At 35.8% G+C, this 16,291-nt stretch carries 20 protein-coding genes; 16 read left to right on the top strand and 4 right to left on the bottom strand.

Annotation, left to right across the window (positions count from 1 at the left end; genetic code table 11):
- Window positions 1-151: 151 nt before the first annotated feature.
- From ylbD to PY093_RS01115, 5 genes are all read left to right on the top strand, one after another.
- A complete protein-coding gene (ylbD, locus tag PY093_RS01135; protein WP_275644011.1) occupies window positions 152-553 on the top strand; it encodes a YlbD family protein in 402 nt (133 codons plus the stop codon).
- A gap of 41 nt (window positions 554-594) precedes the next feature.
- A complete protein-coding gene (locus PY093_RS01130) occupies window positions 595-834 on the top strand; it encodes a YlbE-like family protein (protein ID WP_275644010.1) in 240 nt (79 codons plus the stop codon).
- A gap of 80 nt (window positions 835-914) precedes the next feature.
- Entirely contained in the window at window positions 915-1,358 is a 444-nt protein-coding gene (locus PY093_RS01125; protein ID WP_275644009.1) for a hypothetical protein, read from the top strand.
- Between the two features lie 81 nt (window positions 1,359-1,439).
- On the top strand, window positions 1,440-1,880 hold the full coding sequence (locus tag PY093_RS01120; protein WP_275644008.1) for a YlbF/YmcA family competence regulator: 441 nt from the start codon (window positions 1,440-1,442) through the stop codon (window positions 1,878-1,880).
- A gap of 200 nt (window positions 1,881-2,080) precedes the next feature.
- The gene (locus tag PY093_RS01115) at window positions 2,081-2,356 is read left to right on the top strand and encodes a YlbG family protein (protein WP_275644007.1); all 276 of its coding nucleotides are present in this window, start codon (window positions 2,081-2,083) and stop codon (window positions 2,354-2,356) included.
- A gap of 134 nt (window positions 2,357-2,490) precedes the next feature.
- Here PY093_RS01115 and PY093_RS01110 read toward each other — a convergent pair whose 3' ends face one another.
- Window positions 2,491-2,880, bottom strand: a complete 390-nt coding sequence (locus PY093_RS01110; protein WP_275644006.1) for a DUF7147 family protein — start codon at window positions 2,878-2,880, stop codon at window positions 2,491-2,493.
- A gap of 714 nt (window positions 2,881-3,594) precedes the next feature.
- On the opposite strand from PY093_RS01110, the gene rsmD reads away from it, so the two are divergent.
- Window positions 3,595-4,167, top strand: coding sequence for a 16S rRNA (guanine(966)-N(2))-methyltransferase RsmD (rsmD, locus tag PY093_RS01105; protein ID WP_275644005.1), 573 nt, complete (start codon window positions 3,595-3,597; stop codon window positions 4,165-4,167).
- A complete protein-coding gene (coaD, locus tag PY093_RS01100) occupies window positions 4,167-4,655 on the top strand; it encodes a pantetheine-phosphate adenylyltransferase (protein ID WP_275644004.1) in 489 nt (162 codons plus the stop codon). Before rsmD ends, coaD begins: the two co-directional genes overlap by 1 nt.
- A gap of 233 nt (window positions 4,656-4,888) precedes the next feature.
- On the opposite strand, the gene ylbJ is transcribed toward coaD, so the two are convergent.
- Complete coding sequence (gene ylbJ / locus PY093_RS01095; RefSeq protein ID WP_275644003.1) at window positions 4,889-6,100, bottom strand: sporulation integral membrane protein YlbJ; 1,212 nt, start codon at window positions 6,098-6,100, stop codon at window positions 4,889-4,891.
- A gap of 214 nt (window positions 6,101-6,314) precedes the next feature.
- Here ylbJ and PY093_RS01090 point away from each other — a divergent pair, with 214 nt between their 5' ends.
- Together PY093_RS01090 and PY093_RS01085 are read left to right on the top strand one after the other, a co-directional pair.
- The gene (locus PY093_RS01090) at window positions 6,315-7,112 is read left to right on the top strand and encodes a patatin-like phospholipase family protein (protein WP_275644002.1); all 798 of its coding nucleotides are present in this window, start codon (window positions 6,315-6,317) and stop codon (window positions 7,110-7,112) included.
- The gene (locus PY093_RS01085; protein ID WP_275644001.1) at window positions 7,099-8,127 is read left to right on the top strand and encodes a SepM family pheromone-processing serine protease; all 1,029 of its coding nucleotides are present in this window, start codon (window positions 7,099-7,101) and stop codon (window positions 8,125-8,127) included. Before PY093_RS01090 ends, PY093_RS01085 begins: the two co-directional genes overlap by 14 nt.
- A 51-nt stretch (window positions 8,128-8,178) precedes the next feature.
- Here the strand turns inward: PY093_RS01085 and PY093_RS01080 are convergent, their stop codons facing one another.
- Window positions 8,179-9,420: a nucleotidyltransferase gene (locus PY093_RS01080; RefSeq protein WP_275644000.1), complete on the bottom strand. Its 1,242-nt coding sequence runs from the start codon at window positions 9,418-9,420 to the stop codon at window positions 8,179-8,181.
- A gap of 234 nt (window positions 9,421-9,654) precedes the next feature.
- Here PY093_RS01080 and PY093_RS01075 point away from each other — a divergent pair, with 234 nt between their 5' ends.
- The 4 genes from PY093_RS01075 to PY093_RS01060 all read left to right on the top strand — a co-directional run bounded on the left by PY093_RS01075 (window position 9,655) and on the right by PY093_RS01060 (window position 12,213).
- Window positions 9,655-10,173: a YceD family protein gene (locus PY093_RS01075; RefSeq protein ID WP_275643999.1), complete on the top strand. Its 519-nt coding sequence runs from the start codon at window positions 9,655-9,657 to the stop codon at window positions 10,171-10,173.
- Between the two features lie 67 nt (window positions 10,174-10,240).
- Window positions 10,241-10,420 carry a 50S ribosomal protein L32 gene (rpmF, locus tag PY093_RS01070; protein ID WP_275643998.1) on the top strand — a complete coding sequence of 60 codons (180 nt, stop codon included), beginning with the start codon at window positions 10,241-10,243 and terminating at the stop codon, window positions 10,418-10,420.
- 172 nt (window positions 10,421-10,592) lie between these two features.
- Window positions 10,593-11,357 carry an enoyl-CoA hydratase/isomerase family protein gene (locus PY093_RS01065; RefSeq protein WP_481769258.1) on the top strand — a complete coding sequence of 255 codons (765 nt, stop codon included), beginning with the start codon at window positions 10,593-10,595 and terminating at the stop codon, window positions 11,355-11,357.
- A 238-nt stretch (window positions 11,358-11,595) separates the two neighbouring features.
- Window positions 11,596-12,213 (top strand): RsfA family transcriptional regulator, encoded by a 618-nt coding sequence (locus PY093_RS01060; RefSeq protein ID WP_275643996.1) that lies wholly within the window; start codon window positions 11,596-11,598, stop codon window positions 12,211-12,213.
- Between the two features lie 71 nt (window positions 12,214-12,284).
- Here the strand turns inward: PY093_RS01060 and PY093_RS01055 are convergent, their stop codons facing one another.
- Entirely contained in the window at window positions 12,285-12,761 is a 477-nt protein-coding gene (locus PY093_RS01055; protein WP_275643995.1) for an N-acetyltransferase, read from the bottom strand.
- A gap of 213 nt (window positions 12,762-12,974) precedes the next feature.
- On the opposite strand from PY093_RS01055, the gene PY093_RS01050 reads away from it, so the two are divergent.
- From PY093_RS01050 to PY093_RS01040, 3 genes are all read left to right on the top strand, one after another.
- The gene (locus PY093_RS01050) at window positions 12,975-14,321 is read left to right on the top strand and encodes an acetyl-CoA carboxylase biotin carboxylase subunit (protein WP_275643994.1); all 1,347 of its coding nucleotides are present in this window, start codon (window positions 12,975-12,977) and stop codon (window positions 14,319-14,321) included.
- 28 nt (window positions 14,322-14,349) lie between these two features.
- The gene (locus PY093_RS01045; RefSeq protein ID WP_275643993.1) at window positions 14,350-14,562 is read left to right on the top strand and encodes an acetyl-CoA carboxylase biotin carboxyl carrier protein subunit; all 213 of its coding nucleotides are present in this window, start codon (window positions 14,350-14,352) and stop codon (window positions 14,560-14,562) included.
- A 126-nt stretch (window positions 14,563-14,688) separates the two neighbouring features.
- Complete coding sequence (locus PY093_RS01040; protein WP_275643992.1) at window positions 14,689-16,230, top strand: acyl-CoA carboxylase subunit beta; 1,542 nt, start codon at window positions 14,689-14,691, stop codon at window positions 16,228-16,230.
- Window positions 16,231-16,291 lie beyond the last annotated feature (61 nt).

Here is a 16,291-nt window from a genome sequence, read left to right as displayed (position 1 = left end):
ATAATCCTTTCTGGGCAATTTCTAATGCAATATTGTCATTGTAACAACATTTTTATCTTTTTGGCAATTTCAATGTAAATTGGGCGAACTATCTTCATCCTTTTTCGATAAAATATACTAGGCAATTGTATTACAATATGAGGTGAATGCTATGGGTAATCGAAGTCTCCATCCATCAATAGTAGAATTTAAGGAATTTGTTAAGGAACATCCAAAGTTAATTCAAGAAGTTAGAAAAGGTAATAAAAATTGGCAAGAGTTATATGAAGATTGGTATTTACTTGGCGAAAAGGACAACAGTTGGAGTCCATATAAAGAAAAGGACAATGAAAAAGAGAATAGTGAAGGTAAGTCTAAAAAAGACTTCATGTCGCAAATTTTTTCAACGATTAAAAAAACAGATATGAATCAGTTCCAGCAACAGATTTCAAATGTCGGTAATGCAATCTCTACAATACAAAGTGTAATACATCAATTCCAAGGTAATAAGGCTGGAAATACAAACCAAGGTTCATCAGGAGGGAATCAACCATTTTCCTTCCGCAAGGATTAAAGCATGATTTTATTCGCATCGTTACGAAGGGACCTTTTTAAATGAGAAAAGAAATTTCAGACTATATTAAAAAAGATAAAAAGATTCAGCGGTTTATTCGTGAAAATCCAAGGTGGTATAGAAGTTTAACACGCAACCCTCGGGACCTACAGTCAATACGCCTTTCATCACAGGATTATTTTCAGCAAACGATTCCTCATAAAGTTGAGAAATTTTCAAATACACTCGGTCTTGCATCAATGATGTTACAAATGTATCAGTCCATGGGGGAAGGAGATTAACAAAGGAACAATTATTGTTCCTTTTTTTTTGATTAAAACTTAGATGAAGTGCAACACTAACACAAAAGGGGTGTTAGTGTTTGCATAAATTAATTCTACTACCATTTATACTAACTGCATTGGTTGTATCAGGTTGTACAAATGATAAACCACAACCAGAAACATTTATGGAAATCATTCCAATGGAAGTAACAAATATAAGTAATGAAAAAACAGTAGAGGCCATGGCTTCGCAAAACAAACAACGTTCATTTGAAGTTAAACATCATGTTAAAGCAAGAGATGTGTATGTTGAATGTATTGTCTCAAATTTCAAATTCACAAAAGGTAAGAAGGTAAATTCAGAAGGTGAAGGACATATTGACCTATATTTAAACGATAAAAAGGTAGATGAGATCTACACTGCAGCATTTATAGCAAAAGAATTACCAACAGGAAAGCACACAATTAGAGTGGAATTGGTAAACAATGATTCAACGACGTATAATTTAAGCAAAGAGTTTGAAGTTACAATTGCAAAATAAAAATGGAGATGTATATATGATTTACTTTATTAACTAAAATTAATGGATTTATGATATGATAGTTGTTGGAGGTGTATAACTATGCTTGCTACCCTAGAGAGAGTAGAAATTCTCGGTAAAACGGAAGACTTAGCAAACATGATTTTACAATCAGATATTGCTGATGACTATCGTCGTTGTTTATATAAATTAGGAAAAGATCAAACCGCACAACAGCTTATCTCAAAGTTCGTTATCATGAAAGAAAAATACGAAGAGGTTCAAAGGTTTGGTAAATACCACCCAGACTATAAAACAGTTACTTTAGAGATAAGAGAGCTTAAAAGAACGTTGGATTTAAATGAGATTATATATGCTTTTAAAAAAGCTGAAGAAAATCTTCAGTCAATATTAGATGAAATTAGTGTGCTTTTAGGTAGTGCGATTTCAGAAAATATTAAAGTCCCTTCAGGGAATCCTTACTTTGATTCGATGAGTTGCGGTGGGGGCTGTGGCTCAGGTGGAGGCTGCGGATGTAAATAAAGCGGGATAACTTTAGGGTTATCTCGTGTTTATTTTAAAATATAGGAAAGTATTTAAAATTTTGTACCTGGTTTTTGTGTCTAGGTCCGGGCGCCATGTGCTTTTATTAATTAGGTACAAATAAATTATAAATATTGTAAAATGATAAAATGGTGTGCTAGACTATTAACAAGTGGTTAATTGTTAAAAGGAGAAAAACAATGTTTGGTAAACGTCAAGGTATAATCGTATGGTTACACTCTTTGAAACAAGTAAAAATGTTACGTCGATTTGGTAACATCCATTACGTTTCAAAAAAATTAAAATATGTTGTAATTTACATAAATATAGATGATCTCGAGTATACCATTTCTAAATTGAAAGCATTTTCATTTGTTAAAAAGGTGGAGCCATCATATAAGCCTTTTTTAAAAATGGAATTCGAAAATGCTAGACCAGATAAGGCAAAAGAGTATGATTATAAAATTGGACTGTAAAAATGATGTCCTAAAATAAATATGAAAAGAGGCAGCTTATAATTATTTGTAAGCTGCCCTTTTTTTAAAAAATAGGAAAGTATAAAAACTTGAACAGAGTTTTAGTGTCTAGCTCCGGGCGCCCTGCGCTTTTCTTATTGCATTGGTGGAATATATTTGTTCATTCTTAATATTCCAATAAGGTGTTGGAAATATAGTTCTTTTTCTCCAAAAACTGACGAGTGCTTTACCTCTAGAGAAATGATATTCTTATCTAGTTCATCTGCAAGCTCTCTAAATAACTCAGATCTCTTATTTGGTGTCTCTTCATTATTCGGAATTCCTTCTCTACAAATATATAGAGCTTGAAATTTACCAGGATTTGTAGGTTGTAATGCGATAGCAAATGAAGATAAATCACGTCCTGCAAATTTTGTTTTAAAAACAAATAGCTTTGAAAGCCGTTCTTTGTTGGCTCTAGAGAGTTCCAGTAATTCGTAAATATCAGAATATCCTTCGCCCAATTCAATAAATCGTTGAATCATAATTGAGTCCTCCTGCGATTTCTTTCCTTAAATACTTTACCATGTGTTGTTGGAAAAATGAAATAAATTAATACTTTAGATATCTTTAAAATAACAAAAGCGCAAGGCGCCCGGCTTTCGGCGCATCGATTAAAACCCGCCACGTCCTGTGGCGAACATCGACATCAGCACATCCTGTACATGTCAAGCATAAGACAAGCCGGCTGGTAGGTTGTTTTTTAACCTTCCGGACGGATTGGCTTATGACCTCAGATCCGATGGCGCCTGGAGCTAGACGTAGATAGACAAAGACACGAAGTTATACACAACCTTACATTTTTATAAATTCCTAAACAATAAAAAAAACCTGCAGAACATTCTGCAGGTTCCTTCTATTCCATGGAACTTTTTACAGTTCCATAGTAGAAGGCAAAGGGAGAGGAGAAACCGGAGGAAGAACTTATGGGGAAACGTAAGTCTTCTCCGCGGTTGGCAACAACATCCTCGAATGATGTTGTCACTACTAATTATGACCATTCTCTGTTTGAGTATACATATAATCTAATTTTTTAAAAAAATAAAGTTTCCTAATTAAAAATGTAGTATTTGTTCCTACCACTAAGCACATACTTTGCCTTAGTGGTATTGTTGCTTGAAATCTAGCCTCTTATTTTTGTTTATGATAGGATAATAATGATAGTTGTTGTAATTTTGTAAAAGAATGTGGTGATAAAAATGAGAGTAGTATCTGGGACATGTAAGGGAAGGCCCTTAAAAGCGGTATCAGGTGTAACAACGAGACCAACTACAGATAAAGTAAAGGAAGCCATTTTTAATATAGTAGGCCCTTATTTTGATGGTGGAACAGGTCTTGACCTTTTTGGCGGTAGTGGGGGACTAGGAATCGAGGCGCTTAGTAGAGGACTTGATCACATGATTTTTGTTGATAGAGACCAAAAGGCCATTCAAACGATACGTGCAAATGTTGAAGCCTGTAGATTTAGTGATAAAGTGGAAATTTATAGAAATGATGCTGAGCGTGCTTTAAAAGCGATAATAAAGCGTGACCTGCAATTCAATCTGATCTTTTTAGACCCCCCTTATAAAAAGCAACAGCTTAATGAACTTATCGAAAAAATTCATTACAATAAATTACTTAGTGTTAACGGTTTTATTGTTGCTGAACACAGCGAAGAAGTACAACTATCTGAAACGATTGGTACATATACAAAAATTAAACATGAAAATTATGGGGTTACGTCATTATCTGTATATAAATTTGAGGCAGATGTGGAGGGGGGACAATAATGGGAAGTATTGCAGTCTGTCCTGGTAGTTTTGATCCGATTACACTAGGGCATCTAGATATCATTCGAAGAGGAGCAAAAGTAATTGATACAATATATGTTGTTGTATTAAATAACTCTTCAAAGAAGCCCTTGTTCACAGTGGATGAGCGATGTGAATTAATCAAAGAGGTGACTAAAGGGATCGATAATGTGATTGTCGATTCATTTCAAGGGTTACTAATGGATTATGCACGGAGTAAAAATGCAAATACTATTCTACGTGGATTACGGGCAGTTTCTGATTTTGAATATGAAATGCAGATTACCTCAATGAACCGAGTTCTTGACGAAAATATTGAGACATTATTTATGATGACAAATAACCAATATTCATTTTTAAGCTCAAGTATTGTCAAAGAGGTAGCGAAATATAAAGGGGATATTTCAGAGCTAGTTCCTAAAGTAGTTGAGGATGCACTTAAAAAGAAATTTGCAAATTTAAGCTAATCAGTTTGCTAGAAACCCGTAGATACATATAGAAAAAACAGTCAGTTCAAGTCACCGACTGTTTTTTTGTAAGCATTTATTAGAAGAAAGATTTGTTTGTAAAAAATATCTATAAAAATTTGTACCTAGTTTTAGTGTCTAGGTCCGGGCCCATCGGTTCTATGGTATAAGCCATTTGATTTAAGAAGGGAAACTCACCTTCTTAACGAAACCGGGCGCGCTCCGCTTTCCTATTATATTTTTTTCATTCTTGCAGCATATAAAAGAACATAGGTCGATAATGACAATAGAGTAATGGTCGGTCCATAATGGATTAATGTATCCCAGAGAGTATTAGTCCAAGATTCAGTAAGCTTTGTTTGAAGTACTGGTACGATCTGATTATAAGTTAAATAATCAACATACAAAGGCTTCCATAGTAGAAGTGCAATGATTGAAGATAGGAAGCCTTGAAGGATTCGTGCGAAAAAAAAGGGCTTAAACCTGATATCAGTATCAGCTAAAATACTTGCAACCTGTGCATGGATAGAAAAACCACTAAAACCAAGAATAAAACTTGTGATTATTAATTGATGTAGTAATTGTGTTTGAGTTTCTTGACTTGTTAACTTGCTACCTAGAGTAATTTCAAATATCCCAGATATAAGAGGTATACTTAGATCAGCTGGGAGATTAAATAATTGTAAGAAATAGGTCGTGAAAAATGCTATTGCATCTGTAATATTAATTAGTAACAGTAGTCTATTAAAGACTGAAAATAATATAATAAAGCCACCAATCATTAATAATGTTTGGATTGATGTAATAACGGCATCACCGAGTAATTTTCCTATAGGTCTTTTATCGTTCAAACGTGTGTGATGTAAGGCCTTAAAGGCTTCTGGTAAAGAAGGGAGTACTTTGCTGTTTTCTTTGATACTTTTTTTATCATATGGTCCATGGAATCTCATAATAAGCCCAACACAAAAATTACCCAAATAATGTGATAGTGCAAGTATAATCCCTAAGTTAGGATTGCCAAAAAAGCCGACAGCAATAGCACCAAATATAAATAAAGGGTTTGAGGCATTTGTGAAAGAGACAAGTCTTTCAGCCTCAATTGCGGTAATTTGTTTTTCTTGGCGTAGTCTAGCTGTAATCTTTGCGCCGGCCGGAAATCCCGATGCCATTCCCATTGCCCATGCAAATCCACCTACCCCTGGTACTCTAAATAAAGGTCTCATTAGTGGCTCGAGTAAGACGCCGATAAATTTAACTACTCCAAAACCAATTAGCATCTCTGACACAATAAAAAATGGGAGAAGGGAAGGGAATACAACCTCCCACCACATGCTTAATCCGATTTTAGAGGCTTCTAAGGATTCTTGAGGGTATGTAATAAGGGCTATTGCCATTCCAATAACAAAAGTTGCTAATGCAAATGTTTTAAATTTCGAACGGTTCAAGGGGTGTGCCTCCTAGTCTGTCTGCATTTCTATACAGTGCCTAACATTGAGTGATAGAATAAGAGAGTGAATTTTAAAAAAACAATAGGACAACTACCATATATTTTAATATACGTGTATAGGTCATCCGTTTAGACCATAAGATTGTACAAGATTCAAATTTACTTGCTAGTGTTTTAGGACAACAGCCATAAGAGATTGTGGAGGTGGTAGCATGTCTCATCCGAAAATTGGCCTTGCATTAGGTTCTGGTGGAGCGAGGGGATTTGCTCATTTAGGAGTTATAAAGGTACTTAAAGAAGAAAATATTCCAATCGATATGATCTCGGGAAGTAGTATGGGCGCCTTAGTTGCATCTTTTTACGGGGCAGGGCTTGATATTGAACGTTTATATAAATTTGCAGTTGCCTTTAAACGAAAATATTATTTAGATTTTACAGTTCCCAAGATGGGGTTTATTTCGGGGAAACGTGTCAAAGAGCTTATACGGCTTTTTACACACGGAAAAAATATTGAACAATTAGATATTCCAATCGCTATTGTAGCGACAGACTTATTAAACGGAGAAAAGGTTATTTTTAAATCAGGTCCTATTGCTGATGCTGTAAGAGCAAGTATTTCAATTCCAGGTATTTTTGTTCCTGAGAAGGTTAATGGGCGTCTTTTAGTTGATGGTGGCGTTGTGGACAGAGTACCTGTTTCGGTTGTTAGAGATATGAAGGCCGATCTAATTATTGCTGTCGATGTTTCACATGTGAAAGTAAATGATGAAATTACTTCTATATTCGATGTTATCCTTCAAAGTATTGATATTATGCAAGATGAGCTTGTAAAAGAAAGAGAAATAGCATCAGATGTAATGATCCGACCCCGTGTAGAACAATATAGTTCTCGGGCTTTTACAAATATAGAAGATATCATTAGAATTGGAGAAGAAGAAACGAAACTTCATATCCCCAAAATAAAAGCTTTAATCGAGGGTTGGAAGGAGAACCATAATGAAACCAAATAAAACCTATATAAAAGTACTAGTAATAAGCTCACTTCTCGCTATAGGCCTTTCCTTTATCCAACTACCATACTATGTCACCAAACCGGGTTTAGCAACTGAACTTAAGCCGCTTGTAGAAGTAGAAGGTGGTTTTGATGATGAAGAAGGTAGCTTTATGCTAACCACAGTTAGGATGGGAAGAGCAAATATCTTCTCGTACGCTTGGGCATATTTAAACAAATACAATATGATTTATCCAATGGAACAAATACGTAATGAAGGTGAAAGTGATGATGAGTATACATATCGTCAGCTTTACTTAATGGAAGGCTCGAAGGAAGCGGCAATTGCTGTTGCCTATCAGCATGCCGATAAACCTGTTTCTTTTACCTACCAGGGGGTATATGTAATGGGTGTTCTTGAAGGAATGCCTGCATTTGAACAGCTCCAAGCGGGGGACCGAATCTATATGGCGGATGGAAAGGAGTTTAACACCTCTGATGAGTTTATCGAAATTGTAAGTGGAAAAAAACAAGGTGAAGAAGTAGATTTAATGTTTGAACGAAACGGTCAAAAGGAAACCGTAAGAGTACAGATCACGCCTTTCCCAACAGATCCAACAAAGGTAGGAGTTGGGATTTCCTTAGTAACCGATCGAGAAATCACTGTTGAGCCTGATATCACGATAAACAGTGAAAAAATAGGTGGACCTTCTGCAGGCTTAATGTTTTCACTTGAGGTTTATAATCAGCTAACAGAAGGGGATTTAACGAAGGGCTTTGAAATAGCTGGTACGGGTACCATTAATGACAAAGGTGTTGTTGGTAGAATTGGTGGGATTTCACAAAAAATTGTGGCTGCTGATAATACGGGAGTAGAAATTTTTTTAGCACCTAATGAAATGGGAAATACGACATCAAACTATCAAGAGGCTTTGGCTACTGCTAAAGAGATTGGAACAGATATGGAGATTGTACCAATCAATACCTTTGAAGATGCGCTAGAATATCTAAATAATCTTCAACCAAAGAAATAAGGGATAAAAAAAACAGCTTGGGATCATTTATCATGACCTAAGCTGTTTTTACTAGTTAAAGGCTTGAGTTTCTTCATTATATCTTATAGGTGGTGTTGAATACTCCATCTTCATGTAGTTAGAACGTATAGGTTCATCAAAAATCATCGCATATGTATTTGCTGCTTTTATATCAAGCTCCATAATATGGTCCGAATAGGATGATAAATTAGCAACAAGGGGAAGCGTGATATCTTTTTTAACTGACTGAAGATAGTGTTGGCCTTTTTGCGTCATACCAAGTAAGCGCAAATAGGTTGATCTAGGGTTGGTTTGTATTGATGACATTTGTTCCTTTGTAGTATGTGTTAAGATATGACAGCATACCCTTTGGAGCCGGGTCCATGTATACCTTTTTGTTTTAATATTTTCCATAAATTCTTGAAATGTATGGGAGCTCTTTATTTGTGTAACGAAACGATTTTCTAGACCTTCCTCAATTTCATAAAGTTGTTGAAGTTCTTTACGTGATAATGTCAATAATTTATATTTTAATAAGCCAAAATATAATTCCCAACTGTGTAATAGCTTGTAGTGATCGATATAGGTTTGTAATTCACTTTTCGTTGATATCGGAACAAATTTTTCAATCTCATCTAAGCTTCTTTCGCTGTTAAATAAAGCCTTCCTAATACTTGTTGCACTTGCAATCGGAGATGACGGGAGATCCTGATCGTGATAATCGGAACTAGTTCGTTGTATGGTTGTTGCCTTAATACGAGCAGCTTGGTCGTGAATGGCTTTTACATAATGATATCCAAGGATATTATTTGGCTTTGATAAATCAAGGAATGTTTCTCTCCCATGAAGTTCATAATAAGCGAGAGACGCTGCTTTTGGATAGCTGACTCCTTGTTTAAGGGCCCGCTTAATATTGTTATTAAAGATTTCTTCGTTATTGCTCATAAAAGTAACAGTTGCATTAAATTCTTGGATTGACCCATGCTCACTACCAAAACACATTTCGGAACATTTCATCGCATCTAGAATAGAAATAGAGCCATTTGCAAATATTTCTGCTTTCTGAGTTGCAAAAGCATAAGGTAACTCAATAACAATATCGGCACCACCTTGAAGAGCCATTTTTGTTCTAGACCATTTAGATAAAAGGGCTGGTTCCCCACGTTGAAGGAAATTACCACTCATTACAGCAATTATGTAGTCAGCATTTGTTTGCTTCTTACTTTCTTGTATATGGTAAAAGTGACCATTATGGAAAGGATTATATTCAACTACGACTCCAACTGCTTTCACAATTTTCACCTGCTTTATATTTAGATTGGAAAAGATAAATAAAACCTGGAGTTGAGTACATTTTAGAATTTGAACTTTCATGAAATTATATTTTTAAATAAAAATATTTTTGAAATTTATAATAAACATGGTAAAGTGTATGTAGATTGTCTATATTATAGTGTAAAGAAAAAATATTGACAAATCAATTCTACAAAGCTATAATTACCTTTGTTGCCTTGAGGTGATTTCATAATGGAATGGTCAATTACGCAACTACATCAGTTGCAGAATAAAGGTTTATCGATTGATAAGGTTGTTGATGCAAGTGATCTAATTGGACTTAATACGATAAGAGACATTTCTCCTGTCAAAGTAAGCGGACATGCTGATCTTAGTTCAAAAAAAGTATCCTTTCATATTACAATTTCAGGTACGTTGATATTACCTTGCTCTCGAACGTTAGTGGATGTGCACTATCCGTTTGAAATTGTTACAACTGAGACATTTTTACTAAGTCAAACATCAGAGTTTGAAACTGATGAAGATGCTCACTATGTTCACGGAGAAATGATTGACTTATATCCTATTATAAGAGAATTAATTCTTCTTGAGATTCCTTTGCAAGTTTTTAGTGATGATGACAATGTCCGTGGCGGAGCGCCGCAGGCTGGTCGTGATTGGGAAGTAATTACAGAGGAAGATAAGAGTAATCAAATTGATCCGCGTTTAGCTGGATTATCAAAATTTTTCGAAAACGACAAAAAAGACTAAGATTAGAAGAACCGGCATTATCCGGCCTTCATATCCATCTTAATTCTTGTTTAAGGAGGTGGGAATAATGGCTGTACCTTTTAGAAGAACATCTAAAACTGCAAAAAGAAAACGCCGTACTCATTTTAAGTTACAAGTACCAGGTATGGTAGAATGCCCAAACTGTGGTGACATGAAACTTGCTCATCGCGTATGTAAAGCATGCGGAACATACAAAGGGAAAGAAGTAATTGTTAATAACGGTTAATTCTTACGTTAGCTAAAAAAGTAGTCACATATGTGACTACTTTTTTAGTTTGGAAAATGAAGAGTAATCCTGTTCTTAGAATGCGTTTAAGTTCCTAATTTTCTAAAGTTATTTGTATAATTGGTCTATAGCGATAGTATTTGTCTCTTACTAATTGGTTCAAGGGGTGTTAGTGTTGGAAAAATATACAGTCAATCGAGACGAAAATGGTATTGTATGGTTTACGATTAATCGACAAGAAAAGCGAAATGCAATCGATTATGATGTGATAGAAGGGTTTCAACAAACTATTTTTGAGGTTGAGGCTAATCAAGGGGATAAGGCTTTAGTTATAACAGGAAGTGGTGATCGCGCATTTTGCGCAGGGGGTGATTTAAGTGCTTTTCAAAATTTGAGAACAAAACAACAAGCCTATGAAATGCTTTCAAAAATGGGTGAAATTCTTTATTCCATCCATACCTTATCAAAGCCAACTGTGGCATTAATTAATGGGATATGTATTGGTGGGGGATGTGAGCTAGCTACAGCCTGTGATTTTCGAATAGCTAGTCAAGTTAGTAAAATTGGTTTTGTTCAAGGAACTCTTGGTATAACGACAGGTTGGGGCGGTGCGACGATGTTGTTGGAAAAGTTACCATATGCAAAAGCAATGGAATTTTTAATGACAGCCACTGTTATATCAGCTCAACAAGGGTTAGAAGTCGGTTTTGTACATAAAATTGTAGACTCAAATCGTCTGCAGGAGGAATGTCTTTCATTTTTAATACCTATAGTGTCTAAAGAAACAAATGTCTTGCGTGCTTACAAGATGGTAGCAAATCAAAAGTGGGGCATACCCTTTAAGGAGAAGATGTTTGCTGAAATTGAACAATGTGCCATTTTATGGGAAACAGATGAACATCACCAAGCAGTAGACAGATTTTTGAAAAAAAGCTAATCTTTCGGGTGTGTAGGTCTAGGTCGCCTTTATCCAGATAGCAGCTAAAGCTTAGTGCTCGAGGAACTTGGAAGATTCAGCTAGAAGAGGGATTAGCCAAGTCTGTTTGTCGCTAAGCAAGGAACCCTCCTCTTTTCTTTATTTTCACTTTAGTATGTATTGGTAGAATACTGAGTAGTCTATCTTTTCTAGTAGTTGCATATGTATAGAAAAAGCAGACACTAGGAGGGAAGTGCTTATGACAACAACACGCCAGGATGCCTGGACACAAGATGAAGATTTATTATTAGCGGAAGTTGTTTTGCGTCATATTCGAGAGGGTGGAACCCAGTTAAGTGCCTTTGAGGAAGTAGGTAGACGTCTTTCGAGGACCGCTGCAGCATGTGGGTTCAGATGGAATTCATATGTTCGAAAGCAATATAAATCAGGAATTGAACTTGCTAAAAAACAAAGGAAAAATTCAAAGAAAGATACTAATACTAATGAAAACAATAGTGAAGCCCCCGTACCAATCGTAACTGCAAAAGTACAGGAGGACTTAGACACACCCTCCCTTCGCAAGGTCATTACTATTTTAGAAGAGTATGAACAGTCACAACAAAAATATGAACAATTAGAACAGGAAAATAAAGTGTTACAAGAATTAGTCTTAAAACTCGAAGAGATAAACGAACAATATGAGCAGGAGAAGGAAACATTAGCAAATAATTTAGAGGTTATAGAAGAAGCTTATAAAGCTTTAATTGAAGTTATGGAACGGGCAAGGAAAATGGTTGTTTTGCAAGAAGATGAAAAAAGTCGTAAGTTAAAGCTCCAGGTGGATATAAATGGTAATTTTGAAAGAATTGAAAAGTGAGTATATGTAAGGATTAGTATAAAACTAAACTTAAACAGCTGACCCCATCGGATCAGCTGTTTGTTTACTGGTTAATTATTTTTTTCTTGAACACCTTGTGGATACCAAACAAGTGGATTTTCCCCCAGGTCTCTTTCCATATCGTAGGTTACTGGTTTGAAGTCCATTTTGCTCCAAAAATCAGCTGACTTTACGCGTGGGTTTGTTTTAATAGGAAGGTCAAAGCTTTTTGCGTAGTCAACAAGAGCTTTTCCAAAGCCTTTGCGTTGATAATTTGATAATACTTCAAGCTTCCATAATTCTAGATAATCGTGAGCTGGTTCAAAGTATTTATCGAACTTTTTATCAAAACGATATAAGCTCATTCGCGCTACTAGTTTATCACCGTAATAAATTCCGTAAAAAGGTGAATCACTGTCATTTTCAATAATATTTGCTTGAAGATCTTCAAACATCGAAAGTTCTTGAAGTCCATATTCCTTAAATTCCTTAAACTCTTCTAATGTTTTATAGTTTATTAATAACCTTTCAACTTTTGTAATAACCATTATAATTCCCCCTTATCAAAGTCCTTATCTTAATCATAGTAACCATTATGGCATGGTAAGACTCTATAATTACTAATTATATAACAAAAATACAAATAATTCTGTAGAAAATAATAGAAAGCGTTTACACAAAAAAGAAGGATTTTTAAAAAAAATGTAGAAATATAAGTTTGTAAAGGGTTTGTCTTAGTATATATGAAAGGGGTTTACAGTTTGCGAAAAATATTAATAGCAAATCGGGGAGAAATTGCATCAAGAATTATTAAGACCTGCAACGAGCTTGGAATAGAGACTATCGCAATCTATTCTGACGCTGATAAAGATCTTCCATTTGTTAAACTTGCATCAAAGGCGTTCAGAGTTGGTGAACCACCCGTTATTAAGTCATATTTACAAATAGAGAAGATAATTGAAATTGCAAAACAGGAGCAGGTAGATGCAATACATCCTGGATATGGGTTTTTATCAGAAAATAGTGAGTTTGCAAAGGCGATTACAGAGCAAGGGATAATTTTTATTGGCCCAAGTCCAGATATTATTTCCTTAATGGGAGATAAAGTAAAAGCCCGCAAAACAATGATTGATGCTTCAGTCCCTGTGGTTCCTGGAAGTGAAGTTAGCTTACAGTCTCTAGAGGAGGCTTGTAGTTTTGCAGACCATGTTGGTTACCCTGTGATGTTGAAAGCGAGCGGTGGTGGTGGTGGGATAGGCATGATTAGATGTGAAGATGAACAAGCACTAACAAAAGCTTACCAGTCTACAAAAGCGCGAGCAAAGGCATATTTCGGCAATGATGAGATGTTTATTGAAAAATTTATTGATGAAGCGAGACATATAGAAGTGCAAATATTTGGGGATAGTCATGGTAATATTGTGCATCTTTTTGAGCGTGATTGTTCAATTCAACGACGAAATCAAAAGGTAGTAGAAGAAACACCATCACCATTTATTTCTAATGAAACAAGAACTAAGATATTTAATGCAGCAATTTTAGCTGCAAAGCATGTTAATTATACGAATGCAGGGACAATTGAGTTTATTGTTGATGAACAGGAAAATTTTTATTTTCTTGAAATGAATACACGCCTACAAGTAGAGCATCCCATCACCGAGATGGTCACAAACCTAGATCTAGTTAAGTGGCAAATTCTTGTTGCTAGTGGTGAGAGTCTACCGCTTAATCAAGCAGAAATTAGCACACATGGTCACGCAATAGAATTCCGTTTGTATGCAGAAGACCCAAATACTTTTTTACCTTCCCCAGGGAAGATTGAAACGTTTACATATCCGGAAGTTGAGGGTGTTCGAGTGGACAGCGGGTATGAATCACAATCTGTTGTTACCCCTTTTTATGATCCGATGATTGCTAAGATAATTGTAGGAGGCCCGAACAGGGAGCAAACATTAGAGCAGTCACATCGCTTCTTGGCTGATTTACAGGTGGAGGGCATCAAAACTAATATTCCACTTTTTCTTTCAATCTTAACAGATGAAGCCTTTAATAAAGGTCAATATACAACAGCTTATTTAACAAAATCTGTTCATACTCATAAACAGTAGGAAAATAATTATTCAGGAGGAAGCGAGCATGAAAGAAATTACAGCATCAATGGCAGGTACAGTATTAAACGTATTAGTTACTACAGGTGATGAAATATCAAGTGGACAGGAAGTAATAATGCTTGAGTCTATGAAAATGGAAATTCCAGTGGAAAGTGTTGAAGCTGGAAAAGTGGTGGAATTGAAAGTGAATATTGGTGATTTTGTTAATGAAGGAGACGTACTCCTCGTTCTTGAATAAACATGATGGATATATCTTCTATTCTTAGTTAATTTTTTACGGGCAGTTAGCCCCCATTCTAGTGAATGAGACTAAGAGGGGGTACTGCCCTTTACTGCGAAAAATCAATAAATAAGGGGGAGCAGGATGATTCGAACAAGCGACATAGAGAAAAAACTTAAGGATAAAAATGTTGAAATAGAATCTGGTGGGCATGAGAAATACCACCAAAAACTAAAAGAACAGAATAAATTATTTGTACGTGAGCGACTACAGCTTTTATTTGATAAAGGTGAATATACAGAAGATGGAAAGTTTGCCAATAATCAAGCGGGTGATTTACCAGCTGATGGAGTTGTAACGGCAATTGGTAAGGTGAATGGGCAGACTGTTTGTGTGATGGCCAATGATTCGACTATTAAAGCAGGCTCTTGGGGCGCAAGAACTGTTGAAAAGATAATCCGAATTCAAGAAACAGCAGAAAAGCTTCGTGTTCCGTTACTATATTTAGTTGATTCTGCTGGTGCAAGAATCACTGACCAAGTAGAAATGTTTCCAAATCGACGTGGAGCAGGAAGAATATTTTATAACCAAGTGAAATTTTCAGGTATGATCCCGCAGATATGTGTTTTATTTGGTCCATCTGCTGCTGGAGGAGCCTATATACCTGCCTTTTGTGATATTGTAATTATGGTTGATAAAAATGCCTCAATGTACTTAGGGTCTCCTAGAATGGCGGAAAAAGTAATTGGGGAAAAGGTAACACTAGAAGAAATGGGCGGAGCGAGAATGCATTGTTCAGTTAGTGGTTGTGGAGATGTATTAGCTCCAAATGAGGAAGAAGCAATTGCAGAGGCTCGTAAATATTTGAGCTATTTTCCTGAAAACTTTGAAAAAAAACCAGAAGTAGTGGAAAGTGTGGCTCCAAAACAAGGAAGAAATTTAGTCGATATAATTCCTGAAAATCAAAATGCACCATTTGATATGTATGAGTGTATTGATGCGCTAATCGATGAAGGCAGTTTCTTTGAAGTTAAAAAGCTTTTCGCTCCAGAAATTATTACAGGCCTGGCGCGGATCGATGGTCGTCCCGTGGGGATTATTGCAAATCAGCCGAAAGTAAAGGGCGGAGTTTTATTTGTCGATTCAGCAGATAAGGCAGCCAAATTTATTATGCTATGCGACGCTTTCCACATACCGCTACTATTCTTAGCTGATGTTCCCGGCTTTATGATTGGAACAAAAGTAGAAAGAGCAGGTATCATTCGTCACGGCGCTAAACTTATAGCGGCGATGAGCTCAGCGACAGTTCCTAAAATATCAGTTATTGTTCGTAAAGCTTATGGTGCAGGATTGTATGCTATGGCTGGTCCTGCATTTGAACCAGATTGCTGTATCGCATTGCCAACTGCTCAAATAGCGGTTATGGGTCCAGAAGCTGCTGTAAATGCTGTATACTCAAACAAGATCAATGAGATTGAGGATCCAAAAGAAAAGCTAGCATTCGTTTTACAAAAACATCAAGAGTATAAAGAGCATATTGATATTTATAAGCTAGCATCAGAAATGATTGTCGATGATATCGTTGCGGCATCTGAATTACGTGATGTGTTATGTAATAGATTGGCTTTATATGAAACAAAAGAATTAATCTTCGGTCAGCGAAAACATCCTGTATATCCCGTGTGAAAAGAAGAACCAATAGCGAGAAATTCGCTATTGGTTCTTTTCTTACTTTTAAAATAAAAAT

This window comes from Cytobacillus sp. S13-E01 (genome assembly GCF_029193815.1).
Lineage (GTDB): Bacteria > Bacillota > Bacilli > Bacillales > Bacillaceae_L > Bacillus_BV.
The sequence above is the reverse complement of the archived record's forward strand: the minus strand, read 5'-3'. Positions and strand labels throughout refer to the sequence as shown.